Consider the following 14377-nt stretch of genomic DNA (forward strand, 5'->3'; position numbering starts at 1 on the left):
TATTTTTTAAGATGCATGTGTTTTAAGGGACTGCACCAAGCTAAGATCTCTTAGATAGGGAATCTCTTTTCTTTGATCGGCCACCATGTCCAAGTTAAGTTCTGCCACCAACACCTCATTGAAACTTTGCGCCTCGCACACCACGCTCCCCATGGGGTTGATAATCTTAGATCTTCCTGCAAACTCTAAATTTGCCTTGCTATAAGGGTGCTCCTCACTCCCACTTCGATTAGATGCCAACACAAAAGCCCCATTCTCTAATGCCCTAGCACGACTACCCAAATCCCACGCATAGCCCCTCCTTTGACTAAAGGCAGCACTGAAAATAAGCACTTCAGCACCTTGAAGTGCTAGTGCTCTAGAGCCCTCAGGAAAACCCACTTCATAGCAAATCTGTAAGCCTACTTTGACCTTAACACCCCCTAGGTTTATCTCAAAGACCGGGTAGTTTTCTCCGCGCTCGAAGCGATCGACCTCGTCTCCCCATAGATAAATCTTGCGGTATTTGCCCACCAACCCCTCCTTAGAGATGATGTAGGCACTATCATACAAACCCCCTCCCTCTTTTTCAATCCCACAACCTACTAGCACCACACCCGTTTGCTTAGCAAAGGCATGCATCTCTTGGAGTGTGGGAGATGACAAGCTTTCTAAGTGGCTTGCTAACTTTGCATCCTTGGGGTGCACACAATACCCGCTATCAAATAATTCCGGGAAGACAACTAATTGCGCCCCCTGCTCATATGCTTGGCTAGCTAAGTCTAAAGCTAGCTTAAGATTTTTTTCTAGCTCAAAAGAGAAAGCCTGTATCTGCACCACACCCGCAACAATCTTCCTTTGCATTTGCTCTCCTTCTTTGGAATTCAGTGCACTTAGAGTGAGTTTATTTAGAAATTATAAACATAGTTTCAATAAAGAGCTACATTAACCCCCACAACCGCTCCCAATCTCCAAACTATTTTTTGTTAATACTCCCAACCCCTAAACTTGCAATCTATGACCCTTTAAAAGCCCTTTAAAAACTCTCTTTTTGTTTATCACTCCCTAACCTTTGTGATGTTCTCCCAATAGTAACAGCGGTTGCGTAGGATATGAAACAAATTAGAGAGATAGCTATCGTGGCTTAGGGTGGTTGCATTGCACGCCTTAAGCGTTTCTGTCCGCATTTGGATGACACGGGGGTCGGTGGAGTTGTTGATCCATTCTGTATTTTTGGCACTCAGTAAGTGGTTTAAAGAATTACGCAAGGCAATCTCTACAAGGGCGATTTTATGCGTGTATTTGCCGATGAGCTTTAAATTCTCTAGGTGCGCTTGTAGGTCTTTGCCATAAGAGCCCAAACGCCTTTGGGATAGTAAAGTTTCTAGGTCTAGCACCTTGTTAGCCCCATTTGCCTACTTTTTGTTATCCCCACTCTTGGTCTCTTTGACTTGGCTTGTTGTTTGATTTGCCATAGTGCTGCTTATCTGTCTTTCTTAGACTTCTTACCTTATCTTGATCGTCCGCTAAATTTTTCGCTAATGCTGTCAAACACTTTTTCACGCAAGCTCAAAGCTTTGGTTTGGAGTAATCGCGCCGTGTCCCGTTTTTGCCACTCTTCTAATGCCCGCCCTTTAAAAGTGTGGGCATGCAAGGGGTTAATGCCTAATTGATCGAACACAAACACATAGTCTAAAGGTTCGCAAGCCCCCAAACCAAACCCGATGTGTTGGGCTAATTCTTTTCCTGTAGGGACTTTCTCGCCCTGATAGCCGTCTTTTTCTCCAGCAATGGAGCGGTATATCGCAAGTTTTTACTAATATCCATAGTGGTTAAAAAGCATTCTAGGCGTGTGCCCATTTCATTGAGCGCTTGTGAATCACCCACCCGATAAAGACGGGTGGGCTTTTTGCTTAAAGAAAATGCCTACGAAAGGATTAGGGATTATAGGCAAGATAGATCTTGTGGCAAAGATAAATCACTCTATTTTCTCTGTATATTCTATCTTATTATTTGAATAGCCTTAAAAGATCTGAGTAAGCATGTTTTATGCCAAAAATCCCCCTTCTTTACCCCATGTGTACTGAATATCATTGAATATAATAAAATTATTTTCGATGCAAGATGTTTAGAAGTGATTATTTAGTCCAAGAGATTCCCACTAACACGATCAACCAAATTCTAAGATAATTGAGTTTTAAATTAGAGGCTAGCCAATCATATTAAAGTTGGTTAAAGTAATTTTAGGCGATGCCAGTGGCAAAATTTCCCGATGACTATCTAAGCCCTTCCTTTGTAAAATTGCCCTATAATAGCCTAGGTGTTCCACTCAAAATAAAGCAGAGGGTGGAAAGGAACATTTAAAACTCTTAAGATTAGGATAGTTGGCTAGGTTTATGTTTAACTTCTTTAAAAAAACAATCCAAAATGTCGCCTCGCTTTTAAAGTCCAAAGACGCGACTTTTAGCAAGGATGAGCTAGAGGAAATTTTAATCGGCTTTGATGTGCAATTTGATTTAGTCGAAAAACTCTTAGAGCACCTGCCCGAGCAAATCAAACGCAAGCATTTAGAAGTTGCCCTAATGCGTTTTTTACGCAAAGAGAGCTATTACGACCAAGTGCGTCTAAAGCCCCTAGACACCAAGCCTTTAGTTTCGCTCATTTTGGGGGTCAATGGGGCGGGCAAGACCACTACAATCGCCAAACTCGCCAAAAAGCACCTACTCAACAAGCAAAAAGTCCTACTAGGGGCAGGGGATACCTTTAGAGCCGCAGCCGTGAAACAACTCCAACTTTGGGGGGAGAAGTTGCAATTAGAGGTGATTAGCGCGGGGCAAAACAGCGACCCGAGTGCCCTAGCTTACAACACCATTGAGGCGGGGATTGCTAGGGGGGCAGATCAAATCATTATTGATACCGCCGGGCGTTTGCATAATCAAACCAACCTTAAAAACGAGCTGTTAAAAATCTCAAGGGTGTGTAGCAAGGCATTAAACAACGCCCCTTACTATAAAATCCTTATCCTAGATGGCACTCAGGGTAGTTCCGCCTTAGAGCAGGCTAAAATCTTTCACGAGAGCCTGGAGTTAGACGGGGTGATCGTTACTAAGCTAGATGGCACAAGCAAGGGGGGGTGTATTTTAAGCATTCTTTACGAATTGCAACTGCCTATTTTGTATCTAGGCGTGGGGGAGAAGGAAAACGACTTGATCGCCTTTGATGAGATGGAGTATGTCAAAAGCCTACTAGATGCGATCTTTAAAGATGGCAAAGAAGTCTAGGGTCTTTGAGTGCCAACATTGCGGATTTGTCAGCCCCAAGTGGCTGGGCAAGTGCAATAATTGCAACCAGTGGGAAAGCTTTGTTGAAATCAGTCCCAAAGAGCTAGAGAGCCTAAAGCCCCTTAAAAACACCCCCCGACTTTCGGCAATCTCCATTGCTAAAGTGGAGCAAGAGAGTGTGAGCACCTTTAGCTCCACGCAAAAGGAATTAGACATTGTCCTAGGGGGGGGGATTGTGCCGGGGGCTGTATCTCATCGGGGGCGCCGGGCGTGGGTAAAAGCACGCTGTTATTAAAAATGGCGGGCGGGCTAGCTGGCACGGGTTTGAGTGTGCTGTATGTGAGTGGCGAAGAGAGTGCGGGGCAAATCCGCTTAAGAGCAGACCGCCTACAATGCGTGCAAGAGCAATTATATTTACTCAATGAAATTGACCTAGACACCATCAAAGCCCATTTACTCAGCTCAAGTTACGCCGTGTGTGTGATCGACTCGATACAAACTTTATATTCCAGTGCCATAAGCTCCGCCCCCGGCTCGATCTCTCAGGTAAGAGAGATCACCTTTGATTTGATGCGTCTTGCCAAACAAGAGCAGATCGCCATTTTCATCATCGGGCACATCACCAAAGAGGGCTCAATCGCCGGCCCTAGGGTGCTAGAGCACATGGTCGATTCTGTGCTTTACTTTGAGGGCGATCCTAGTCGAGAACTTAGGATTTTAAGGAGCTTTAAAAACCGCTTTGGGGCGACCAGTGAGGTGGGGATTTTTGAAATGCACCAAGAGGGCTTGATGAGTGCTAAAGAGGCTTCTAAACTCTTTTTCTCTCAAAAGCAAAGCCTAGCGGGCAGTGCCTTAAGTGTGGTGCTGGAGGGCTCAAGGGCGTTGATTTTAGAAATCCAAGCCTTAGTGTGTGAAAGCTCTTTAGCCAACCCTAAGAGATTAGCCACGAGCTTTGACACCAACCGCTTGCACATGCTCTTAGCCCTGCTAGAGAAAAAGCTAGAAATCCCCCTAAATCGCTACGATGTGTTTATCAATGTCTCTGGGGGGATTAAGATCAGCGAAACGAGCGCAGATTTAGCTGTGATCGCCAGCATACTATCGAGCTTTAGAAACCGCCCGATCAGCAATAAAACCGCCTTCATCGGGGAGGTGGGCTTAACCGGCTCGGTGCAAGAAGTGCCGAATTTAAATGTGCGCTTAAAAGAAATGGAGAATTACGGCTTTTTAAAGGCGATTGTGCCTAAAAAACCTAGTTTAAACACGCCCATCGCCTGCTACGAAGCCAAGGATGTCGCCCAAATCATTGAGTGGATGTAGGAGATTTTGTTTTTTAGAGTAGAATTTGGCTTATTCTTTAAGGAGCTGGCATGCGCTGTTTGGCAAGAGTGGATTTAGACCTAGTCAATGGAGAAAGCGATCAAGAGAGCCAAACCTTTACACTTGGCAACGATGAATACACTTTGATCTTGCAACGCCTTAAAAAGGGCTACTATGTCAGCGCACAGGTCTTTAGGCGTGAGATCATAGGGATGTATTCTGTCAGTTGTTTAGCCCGGGTGGATTTAGACGGGAGCTATGCTTATACAGAACAGCAAGATTTTAGCCCCAACAATTACAGCGTCGATAAACTCACTTTATTTGTGCAAAACACGATCGGCAATCAAGTGAGCGCACAGGTTTTAAGCCATAAGGAGGAGTGAGTTATGGCGCAAGCAGAAACGAAAAAAGTAGAGTGGAGTGCGGAGCAAAAGCAGACCTTTTTAGGGCTGTTGCAAGAGTTTATGGGATTAGTGGATGAATCGGTGCAAGAGTGGGAGGCAACACAAGAGAGTTTGGCACCCAAAGCCCCAAAGAGTGCATGCCACGCTTTGCAAAATAAATTGAATACCTTTTTAGAAAAGTGGGGATATGTATGTGTGGTGAGTGTGGGGCTAGAAACAGCAAGATAAACCCTATAAAATCCTATAATTCTCTGTAAATTTTTTATATGTTTTTAAGTTTCTAGGTGCTACCATGTTGGCATGAATAATTTGCTATCCATAGGTCAAGCAAGTAAGGTTTTAGGTGTCAGTATCCAAACTTTGAGAAACTGGGAGAAAAGAGGCTTACTAAAACCCGACAATTACACAAAAGGCGGTGAGCGCAGATACAAGCTAGAGAGCCTTGAAAATATCAACAAAAATATCGTTTTTCATAACGATAGCCGCAAAACCATCGCCTATGCCCGTGTTTCTAGTGCCGACCAAAAAGAGGATTTAATCCGCCAAGTGCAGGTTTTGGAGTTGTATTGTTCGAAGTTGGGCTTTAATTACGAGGTGATACAGGACTTAGGCTCTGGGATGAATTATTACAAAAAGGCTTAACCAAGCTTCTTAACCTTATCCTAGAAAGCCAAGTAAAAAGGCTTGTTTTGACCCATAAAGACCGCTTATTGCGTTTTGGTGCGGAGCTGGTGTTTGCCATTTGTGAGGCTAAAGGTGTGGAGGTGATTATCATTAATCAAGGCGATGAAAATGTCCGCTTTGAAGAAGAGTTAGCCAAAAATGTGTTGGAAATTATCACAGTATTCTCAGCTAGGCTTTATGGAGCACGCTCCAAGAAAAACAAACAGCTTTTAGAACAAATGCAGGCGGTGGTAGAGGACAATGTTACAACTGACCCACAAGATTGAATTACAACCCAACAACAAAGCCCAAACACACTTAAAAAAGCCTTTGGCTGTGCAAGACTTGCCTATAACTGGGGCTTGGCGAAGTGGAAAGAAAATTACCAAAAGGGCATAAAATCTAACCATTTTGCCCTAAAGAAAGAGTTCAACGCCCTTAAAAAGACGCATTACCCCTTTGTCTATGAAGTGTCCAAATACGCTACAGCACAGCCCTTTAACCATTTAAACCTAGCGTTTCAAAAGTTCTTTAAAGATTTAAAATTGGGCAAAGTCAGTTACCCCCGTTTTAAACGCAAAAGAGAATATCAGGGGAGCTTTTACATTGGGGGCGACCAAATAAAAATCATTCAAGGCAGCACAAAAGACTATCTTAAAATCCCCAACTTGCCTAAAATCAAAATGACCGAAAAACTACGCTTTAAAGGTAAAGTTAATGGGGCGACCATCACGCAAAGAGGCAATAAATTCTATGTTTCAATCCAAACAGACACCACACAAGAGGAGTTTCACCGCACCCATAAGCCCATAGCAAACAACCACACTCTAGGTATTGACACAGGAATAAAGGCTTTTGCTAGTCTATCTAATGGCTTACAGATTTTCGCCCCCAAGCCCTTAAATAGGCTCGCAAGACGGCTCAAAAGACTTAGCAGACAACTTAGCAAAAAACGGCATTCGAAAACCAAGAATGACGGGATTAAGAAGTCCGCTAATTTTCTTAAAGCCAGCTTGCGGCTGAATCGATTGCATACCCGTATAGCCAACACCCGTAATAACTTTTACACAAACTGAGCACCGCCCTAGTGCGGCACGCTAAAACCCTTTGTTTAGAGAGTTTAAAAGTCAAAAATATGCTTAAAAACTCTAAACTAGCTAAAGCTTTGAGCGATGTCAGCATCTCCGCCTTTAACACGCTCTTAGAGTATAAGGCAAAGTATTATGGGCGGAAAATTTTAAGAGCCGATGCCTTTTACCCGAGCTCTAAAACCTGCTCTAGCTGTGGCAATAAAAAGGCGGACTTAACACTAAACGATAGAGTTTATAAGTGCGGTGTTTGCGGTGTTGTGGTCGATAGAGATTTTAACGCAAGTGTCAATCTAGTGAGGCATTTAGTAAGTGGAGTTCCCACTGAATTAACGCCTGCGGACATGACGGCTCTACTGAGCGATTTTGCAAAAAATGGCTTAGTAACCAGCATGGTAGAAACAGGAATACAACAAAAACCGCAATCTTTAAAATTTTTTTCTATTGATAGGATTTTATAGGATTTTATGCGGTTTTATAGGTTTGTAAGAACGGTTTGGCAATTTAGCCAACGCACCGGCGATCGCCTTTTTTAGGCAAGACACCTTAAATGTGTGGTTTAGCGATCCTAAAAGCTAACCCCACAAAAAGGCTTTTATATGGTTTGCCTATTTGCGCAAGGAACAACCCAAGCTTTTTGACCTTTACATAGGGCGCGCCGATGAGGGTTTGGAAGAATGCCAAAAGTGCGTTGCTTATCAAAAATTATTTGGCAACGATCGCCCACTTGGATATGAAAACCGCCATTTAGACACGATCCATAAAATCGCGGATGATTTTTTAAACTTGGTAGAGGCATTTAACGCGATCCCCCTAGAGGACTTTAAAGGAGATAGTGTGGAAAAAGTAGAGTGGAGCGCAGAGCAAAGACAGACATTTTTAAAGCTGTTGCAAGAGTTTGTGGATTTAGTGGATGGCTGTGGAGGAGGGAATACAGACTTTGGAGAGTGAGCGCAATGCCCTTGAAAGGAAGCTAAACAACTTTGCTAGGGATTGGGGGTATGAGTGTTTTGTGCGTGCTAAGGTTGCAAATTTTGAAGAAAGAGGGTATCCGGGACTTGCCTTTTTCCGCACGAAAATTGTAGGGGGTGTAGATGGGGAATTTGTCAACATTAGAAAAGAGGGTGACATTCGAGGCTTTGATCTTTGGGTGGGTTATAACTGGCATGACAAAGAAGTTATCAATGTTCCCCCAAAAGGATTTGTTTGTTGCATAGGTTTAGGTTATTTGGATAAAGATAAAAAGCACAAAGAGATGTGTCACAAATGTCGGGCTTATCCGCAACTTTTTCAGGCAAAAATAGGCACCTTGTCTATAAAAACGACTACCTTTATACTTACACCACCTTAGAGGCATTTATGCGGGACATTATAGATAGATTTTTATGGTGCATTGACAAATTCCACACAATCTCCATTAATGACTTTAAAAAGAGCAGTGATCCACATACCCCCAAGAAAACCACAAAGGAAAGACTATGAAAATCCCATTAAACCAAATCCTCTATGGACCTCGGGCACGGGCAAAACGCACTACACCATTGACAAGGCCTTAGAGATTTTAGGGCACGACACTAAAAAAATGGAGCGCGCAGAGGCTAAAGCCCTCTTTGACTCTTATAAACAAAAGGGGCGTATTGGCTTTGTTACCTTCCACCAAAGTTATGGTTATGAAGAGTTTGTGGAGGGGATTAAGCGGAGGTGGATAACAAGGGGCAGGTGACCTACCCCATTAAAAATGGGATTTTTAAGCAAATGTGCCAAAAGGCTCAAGAATCTTTGGAACAACCCACCTCTAAAAAAGTGGCAGAAGTTGCTTTGGGTTATTGGAACACCTTGTTAAAATCCTTTATTTCTTCTTTGGAGAAAGAAAAAGAAAATAGGGGGCAATGTTTAGTTGCACTCCATACAGGGTTACAAAAAGAACTTGTGTGGGCGGACAAAAAAGATGGTCTAAGTTTTTCAATCATCATCAATACACAAGGGGATAAGGAAACAATCCAAGAGGATGCATTACACAATTTGTATTCCAAAGATAAAAGTAAAGGAATTGAAAGACCAAGAGATGTGGACAGATCCCATGACACCTACGGCTTTGCCCTCCTTAAAAAACTCACGGCATTTGAGGCTGAATATCTTAAGGAGCAAAATTTAACCAAACCACCTCTTGAGATGCGCGAAGAATCCCCACAAAACTCCGACAAACTCCCCTACATTCTCATCATTGACGAGATCAACCGGGGCAATATCTCTAAGATTTTTGGCGAACTCATCACGCTTATAGAGGAAAGCAAACGCATAGGCAATGATGAGGAGTTAAGGGTTATATTGCCTTATAGTCAAGGTCAAAAGAAGAACCAACATCAAGAGAGGGAAAATAAAGAAATAGAGGAGACAAAGGGAGAAGAAGAAAAGGAATTTTTGGTGTGCCCAAGAATCTCTACATCATCGGCACAATGAATACCGCCGACCGCTCCATTGCCCTATTAGACACCGCTTTGCGCCGTAGATTTGTCTTTATAGAAATGTTGCCTAATTCAAGCTTGCTTAGCACGGATTGCGCTGGAGTCAATTTGCAATTTCTCTTAGAGGCGATGAATGCCCGCATAGAGTTTTTGCTAGACAAAGACCACACCATAGGGCATGCTTACTTTTTAGGGCTAGACAGCTTAGAGGGCTTAAAAGAGTGTTTTAAGGATAAAATCATCCCCCTTTTGCAAGAGTATTTTTATGACGACCACGCCAAAATCAATGCGGTGCTTAACAACAATGACATGTTAAAAGAAAAAACAATGGATAGCGCATTGCAAAAACTTTTGGGGGATTTTATAGACACCGATAAAAAGATTTACCAAATCACAGAGGCGAGTGGGTGGGGTGTTGAAACATTTATAAAGATTTATAAAGATGCTAGCCAAGCACAGAGCAACGAAACGACAGAGCAAACCCCTAATCCATGAAAACCACGCCCACGCTGTATTTAGCCGAATACCAAGAGTTTAGCCAAGCGAACATCGAGGAGTGTCTAGGGGAGAAAAGGAAGAAAGCTCCCAAAATATGGGAGGCTCTTTTAGACTTCGCCCACCAAGAAAGCAACCATATCTTTTTACGCTTTAAAAATAAACACGCCCTAAGGACACAAAATTATGTGGGTTTGATCCAAGTGCAAGGTTTTAGCGTGGAGATTCTACCTAAGATTTATGGGCGGGATTTAAAAGAGCATGCCCCAAACTGCCCTAAAAAAATCCCTAAATTTAACCCCTAGAGTTTCAAGGGCAAGTGCAAGAGTTTTTAAAGCCTAAAAGTGTGCCAAGCCCCCTAAAGTCCCCCTTGCCCCCTTTGTTACGCCAAACAAGTGCTTTACAATTGCCTAGCCACACTCAAAAACACCCCCTTTAAACAAAACAGGTTTTCCAACCTAGAAGACGCAAAATTGCCCCTACTAGATGTTTTTATCCAAGCGTTTTTACAAGAGTGCCAAACTCTTATAAAACGGGGACTAAAGCGGGATTATTTAAATATTTCACAAAATCGCCCCTACCTTAAGGGCAAGTTAGAATTTAGCACACACCTACAAAAAAATTTGATACACAAAGAACGCTTTTACACTTCTAGCGATGAATATAGCCTAGATGTTGCCCCTAACCGTCTCATTAAGGCGGTTTTAGAGCTTTTTAAAACCTTGAGTTTAAGCCCTAAGAACCAAGAGGGCTTAAATGCTGCGTCCTTTGTCTTTGATGAAGTAAAACCGAGTAAGGATAAAGATATAGACACTGATTTTTCTAAAAGCACACAAGCGAGCCGTTTTAAGGAGTATGAAAACCTTTTAACATGGTGTGATTTGTTCTTGCGTCAAAAGTCCCTAGCCCCCTACAGCGGAGCAAGCCGTGCCTATGCATTGCTGTTTCCTATGGAAAGGCTTTTTGAGGACTTTGTGGGGTTTTGGGTGCAAAAAAGTGGGGGGTATCAAGTTACCTTGCAAAAACAAAACCGCAAGTATCTAATGTGCTATGGTGCAACTTGCGACAACCTTAATAATTGCTTTGAAATGCGCCCCGACATTGTGCTAAGAGAGGAGACCAAAATCACCATTTTAGACACCAAATGGAAGGCATTAAATGCGCAAAAAGACATCGCACACGCCGACCTTTACCAAATGTGGGCGTATGCGAGCAAGTATGCCACTTGCACCCCCGCTAAGGAGGTGTGCGTGTGGTTGGTGTATCCACAGCAAGAAACCCAAAAGATACAAGATTTAACCTTTAAGCCTAAAGTTGTTGGAGGCAAAGAGATCGAGCTTCTCATTAAATTTTTTCCGCTGTGATTTTAGCGGTTTGAAGCGGGTTTGGGCTGTGGGGCTTTAAAGCTAGAGGTTAAATAAATATGTTAGAATGGTGCGTTGATTTTTGGCGGTGCACCAAAATAAGGAGCGAGATTGAAAATTTTGATTGTAGATGATAGTTCAACGATGAGACGCATCATTAGAAACACCTTGCAACGCTTGGGCTATGAGGACATTTTAGAAGCCGAGCACGGCGTGGAGGCGTGGGGCAAGTTAGACGCTAACGACACCACAGGGGTTTTAATCACCGACTGGAACATGCCTGAAATGAATGGGCTAGATTTAGTCAAAAAGGTGCGATCTGACGGGCGTTTTAAAGATTTACCCATCATCATGATCACCACTGAGGGGGGCAAGGCGGAGGTGATCACCGCCTTAAAAGCTGGGGTGAATAACTATATCGTCAAACCCTTCACCCCGCAAGTGCTGAAGGAAAAATTAGAAGTCGTGTTGGGGACCAATGACTAAATAGGCGTGCTCTTGCAAGAAGTCTATTTCAAAACGATCATTTTACCTACAGACCACCCCGATCTCTTCAGTGCCTTTTTGCTGGACTTCACCAACGAGGCGATCGAGGAAGCCAAAGCCCCTAACTTGCCCTATGCGTTTTTTGGCACCAAAGAGGGCACAGCACCCTTACCTAAAGAGGGTTTTATTATCTATTCGCCCCACGATCCCAAGCCCCTTTTAAAGGCACTAGAGGGCTTTTGCACTGAATTGTCTAGCCGTATAGGCTTGGCGGTGGGCTTTTACCACCACAGCGCACAACACGAAAATAAAGACTGGATCGAGGCGTATAAAGCCGGCGTGCAACCCATTGTGTGTGGGGATTTTGCCATTAACCCCAGCTGGGCTAAAGAGCCCTTAAACGCCCCCATTTGTTTAAGCCTTGATCCAAGCCTAGCCTTTGGCACGGGACACCACGAAAGCACAAGGCTACTTTTACAAGCCTTTAGCCCCCTTGAAGTGGGCGGTAAAATCGCCCTAGATGTGGGCTGTGGGAGCGGGATTTTAGGGCTAGCTTTAGCCAAAAAGGGAGCTAAAGTGTCTTTATGCGACATAGACCCTTTGGCTATTGAAGAAACTAAAAAGAATTTTTCTAAAAACCACGCCACTTATGAAGACCTTTGGCTAGGCTCAATCAAGGGGGGCGGCTACGATTTGATCGTGGTGAATATCGTGGCAAGCGTGATTATCGGGCTTTATGCCGAGATTTTAAAGGCAAGCCACGCCCAAACAGAAGTTTTTTTATCAGGGATTTTAGACCAACACGAGCAAAGCGTTTTAAAAACCTATTTAAAAGCCTTTAACCTAAAGCGACGCACCCAAGAAAACGAGTGGGTGTGTTTGCATTTATCTAAAAGTTAAACATTGTAAGGAATTGTATGGAAAACAACAAAGGACCGGGCGATCCAAACCCCAAAAAGCCCATTTTGCAAAACCCCTTGGTTTTGATCGTGGTGTTTATCCTTGTGGCGATCGTGGCGATGCGGGTGATGAACAGCGATGATGGCTTTGGGGAGCGCTTTTTATCCACCAGCACGAAAAATATCAGCTACCACGAGATGAAGGAGTTGATTGAGAAAAAAGAAGTGGATAGCGTGAGTATCGGGCAGACCTTGATTAAAGCCACGAGCAAAGAGGGGGGCTCTAAGATTATCTATGTGGCTAAGAGAGTGCCCGATCTCTCCTTAGTCCCCCTACTGGACGCACAAAAGATCAATTACTCCGGCTTTAGCGAGTCTAATTTTTTCACCGAGATTTTAGGCTGGCTCTTGCCCGTGCTGGTGATTTTGGGCTTATGGATGTTTATGGCAAGCCGCATGCAAAAGAACATGGGGGGGGGGATTTTTGGCATGGGCAGCTCTAAAAAGCTCATCAACGCCGAGAAACCCAAAGTCCGCTTTAACGACATGGCGGGCAATGAAGAGGCGAAAGAGGAAGTCGTGGAGATCGTGGATTTTTTAAAATACCCCGATCGCTACGCTTCTTTGGGGGCGAAAATCCCTAAAGGCGTGCTCTTAGTTGGCCCCCCCGGCACAGGCAAGACTTTACTAGCTAAGGCGGTGGCAGGCGAGGCAAGCGTGCCTTTCTTTTCAATGGGGGGTAGTAGCTTTATTGAGATGTTTGTGGGGCTTGGGGCAAGCCGGGTGCGTGATCTCTTTGACATTGCTAAAAAAGAAGCCCCGAGCATTATCTTCATCGATGAGATCGATGCGATCGGCAAGAGCCGGGCAGCTGGTGGGATGATTAGCGGCAATGATGAAAGGGAGCAAACCTTAAACCAGCTTTTAGCCGAGATGGATGGCTTTGGCTCAGAGAACGCCCCCGTGATCGTGCTTGCCGCCACCAACCGCCCCGAGATTTTAGATCCAGCCCTTCTACGCCCCGGGCGCTTTGACCGCCAAGTCTTGGTGGATAAACCAGACTTCAATGGCAGGGTGGAGATTTTAAAGGTGCATATCAAGCCCGTGAAACTGGCTAACGATGTAGATTTGCAAGAGATCGCCAAGCTCACCGCTGGGCTAGCTGGGGCGGATTTAGCCAATATCATTAACGAGGCGGCATTGTTGGCAGGCCGTAATAACCAAAAAGAAGTCAAGCAACAGCATTTGAAAGAGGCGGTAGAAAGGGGCATTGCCGGGCTAGAGAAAAAGAGTCGGCGCATTTCGCCCAAAGAGAAAAAGATTGTCGCCTACCATGAGAGCGGCCACGCTGTGATTAGCGAGATGACAAAGGGCTCAGCACGGGTAAATAAGGTGTCTATTATCCCAAGGGGCATGGCGGCTTTAGGTTATACGCTAAACACCCCTGAAGAGAATAAATATCTCATGCAAAAACACGAGCTGATCGCCGAGATTGATGTGCTTTTAGGCGGACGGGCGGCTGAAGATGTGTTTTTACAAGAGATTTCAACGGGGGCGAGCAACGACTTAGAAAGGGCGACTGACATTATCAAGGGCATGGTGAGCTACTATGGCATGAGCGATGTGAGCGGCCTTATGGTGCTAGAAAAGCAACGCAATTCGTTTTTAGGGGGGGGCTTTGGCAGCCCTAGAGAGTTTAGCGAGAAAACCGCCGAACAAATGGACCACTTTATTAAAACCTTGCTAGAAGAGCGTTATACGCATGTCAAGCAGACTTTGAGCGACTATAAAGAGGCGATCGAAGTGATGGTAAATGAGCTGTTTGAAAAAGAAGTGATCACGGGTGAAAGGGTGCGTGAGATCATTAGCGAGTATGAGACAAGCCACAATCTGCAAAGCCGCCTTGTGCCCCTAGAGGAACACGCAAGTTAGT

The 14377-nt window shown here is 44.2% G+C and carries 14 protein-coding genes and 4 pseudogenes; 15 read left to right on the forward strand and 3 right to left on the reverse strand.

What is annotated here, in order from left to right; all coding sequences use genetic code 11:
* Window positions 1-6 precede the first annotated feature (6 nt).
* From K6J74_RS04925 to K6J74_RS04935, 3 genes are all read right to left on the reverse strand, one after another.
* On the reverse strand, window positions 7-843 hold the full coding sequence (locus K6J74_RS04925; protein ID WP_221271190.1) for a carbon-nitrogen hydrolase family protein: 837 nt from the start codon (window positions 841-843) through the stop codon (window positions 7-9).
* A gap of 194 nt (window positions 844-1037) precedes the next feature.
* Window positions 1038-1376 (reverse strand): hypothetical protein, encoded by a 339-nt coding sequence (locus K6J74_RS04930; protein ID WP_221271191.1) that lies wholly within the window; start codon window positions 1374-1376, stop codon window positions 1038-1040.
* A 113-nt stretch (window positions 1377-1489) separates the two neighbouring features.
* Window positions 1490-1693: a hypothetical protein gene (locus K6J74_RS04935; RefSeq protein WP_221271192.1), complete on the reverse strand. Its 204-nt coding sequence runs from the start codon at window positions 1691-1693 to the stop codon at window positions 1490-1492.
* Between the two features lie 682 nt (window positions 1694-2375).
* On the opposite strand from K6J74_RS04935, the gene ftsY reads away from it, so the two are divergent.
* The 15 genes and pseudogenes from ftsY to ftsH all read left to right on the forward strand — a co-directional run bounded on the left by ftsY (window position 2376) and on the right by ftsH (window position 14376).
* Window positions 2376-3260, forward strand: a complete 885-nt coding sequence (gene ftsY / locus K6J74_RS04940; protein ID WP_221271193.1) for a signal recognition particle-docking protein FtsY — start codon at window positions 2376-2378, stop codon at window positions 3258-3260.
* Window positions 3244-4580: pseudogene (gene radA, locus K6J74_RS04945) on the forward strand (DNA repair protein RadA). Before ftsY ends, radA begins: the two are co-directional and overlap by 17 nt.
* Before the next feature lie 50 nt (window positions 4581-4630).
* Entirely contained in the window at window positions 4631-4963 is a 333-nt protein-coding gene (locus K6J74_RS04950) for a hypothetical protein (RefSeq protein ID WP_221271194.1), read from the forward strand.
* Window positions 4964-4966: 3 nt separating this feature from the next.
* Window positions 4967-5212, forward strand: coding sequence for a hypothetical protein (locus tag K6J74_RS04955; RefSeq protein WP_221271195.1), 246 nt, complete (start codon window positions 4967-4969; stop codon window positions 5210-5212).
* A gap of 72 nt (window positions 5213-5284) precedes the next feature.
* A pseudogene (locus tag K6J74_RS04960) lies at window positions 5285-5934 on the forward strand (IS607 family transposase).
* A pseudogene (locus K6J74_RS08605) lies at window positions 5909-7196 on the forward strand (RNA-guided endonuclease InsQ/TnpB family protein). Before K6J74_RS04960 ends, K6J74_RS08605 begins: the two co-directional pseudogenes overlap by 26 nt.
* A 151-nt stretch (window positions 7197-7347) precedes the next feature.
* Entirely contained in the window at window positions 7348-7686 is a 339-nt protein-coding gene (locus K6J74_RS04980; RefSeq protein ID WP_221271197.1) for a hypothetical protein, read from the forward strand.
* The gene (locus K6J74_RS04985) at window positions 7676-8086 is read left to right on the forward strand and encodes a hypothetical protein (protein WP_221271198.1); all 411 of its coding nucleotides are present in this window, start codon (window positions 7676-7678) and stop codon (window positions 8084-8086) included. Before K6J74_RS04980 ends, K6J74_RS04985 begins: the two co-directional genes overlap by 11 nt.
* Before the next feature lie 69 nt (window positions 8087-8155).
* Window positions 8156-8458, forward strand: coding sequence for a hypothetical protein (locus K6J74_RS04990; protein WP_221271199.1), 303 nt, complete (start codon window positions 8156-8158; stop codon window positions 8456-8458).
* Window positions 8459-8940: 482 nt separating this feature from the next.
* Window positions 8941-9695 (forward strand): annotated as a pseudogene (locus tag K6J74_RS05000) (McrB family protein); the annotation flags it as partial.
* Window positions 9692-10000, forward strand: coding sequence for an McrC family protein (locus K6J74_RS08610; protein WP_260321529.1), 309 nt, complete (start codon window positions 9692-9694; stop codon window positions 9998-10000). The pseudogene K6J74_RS05000 and the gene K6J74_RS08610, both read left to right, overlap by 4 nt.
* Before the next feature lie 90 nt (window positions 10001-10090).
* Window positions 10091-11059, forward strand: coding sequence for an McrC family protein (locus tag K6J74_RS05005; protein ID WP_260321530.1), 969 nt, complete (start codon window positions 10091-10093; stop codon window positions 11057-11059).
* 111 nt (window positions 11060-11170) lie between these two features.
* Window positions 11171-11545 carry a chemotaxis response regulator CheY gene (locus K6J74_RS05010; RefSeq protein WP_015107116.1) on the forward strand — a complete coding sequence of 125 codons (375 nt, stop codon included), beginning with the start codon at window positions 11171-11173 and terminating at the stop codon, window positions 11543-11545.
* Between the two features lie 6 nt (window positions 11546-11551).
* Complete coding sequence (gene prmA, locus K6J74_RS05015; RefSeq protein ID WP_430886775.1) at window positions 11552-12445, forward strand: 50S ribosomal protein L11 methyltransferase; 894 nt, start codon at window positions 11552-11554, stop codon at window positions 12443-12445.
* 17 nt (window positions 12446-12462) lie between these two features.
* Window positions 12463-14376, forward strand: a complete 1914-nt coding sequence (gene ftsH / locus K6J74_RS05020) for an ATP-dependent zinc metalloprotease FtsH (protein ID WP_221271203.1) — start codon at window positions 12463-12465, stop codon at window positions 14374-14376.
* The last annotated feature ends 1 nt before the right edge of the window (window position 14377 follow it).

The organism is Helicobacter sp. NHP19-012, assembly GCF_019703325.1.
Lineage (GTDB): Bacteria > Campylobacterota > Campylobacteria > Campylobacterales > Helicobacteraceae > Helicobacter > Helicobacter gastrofelis.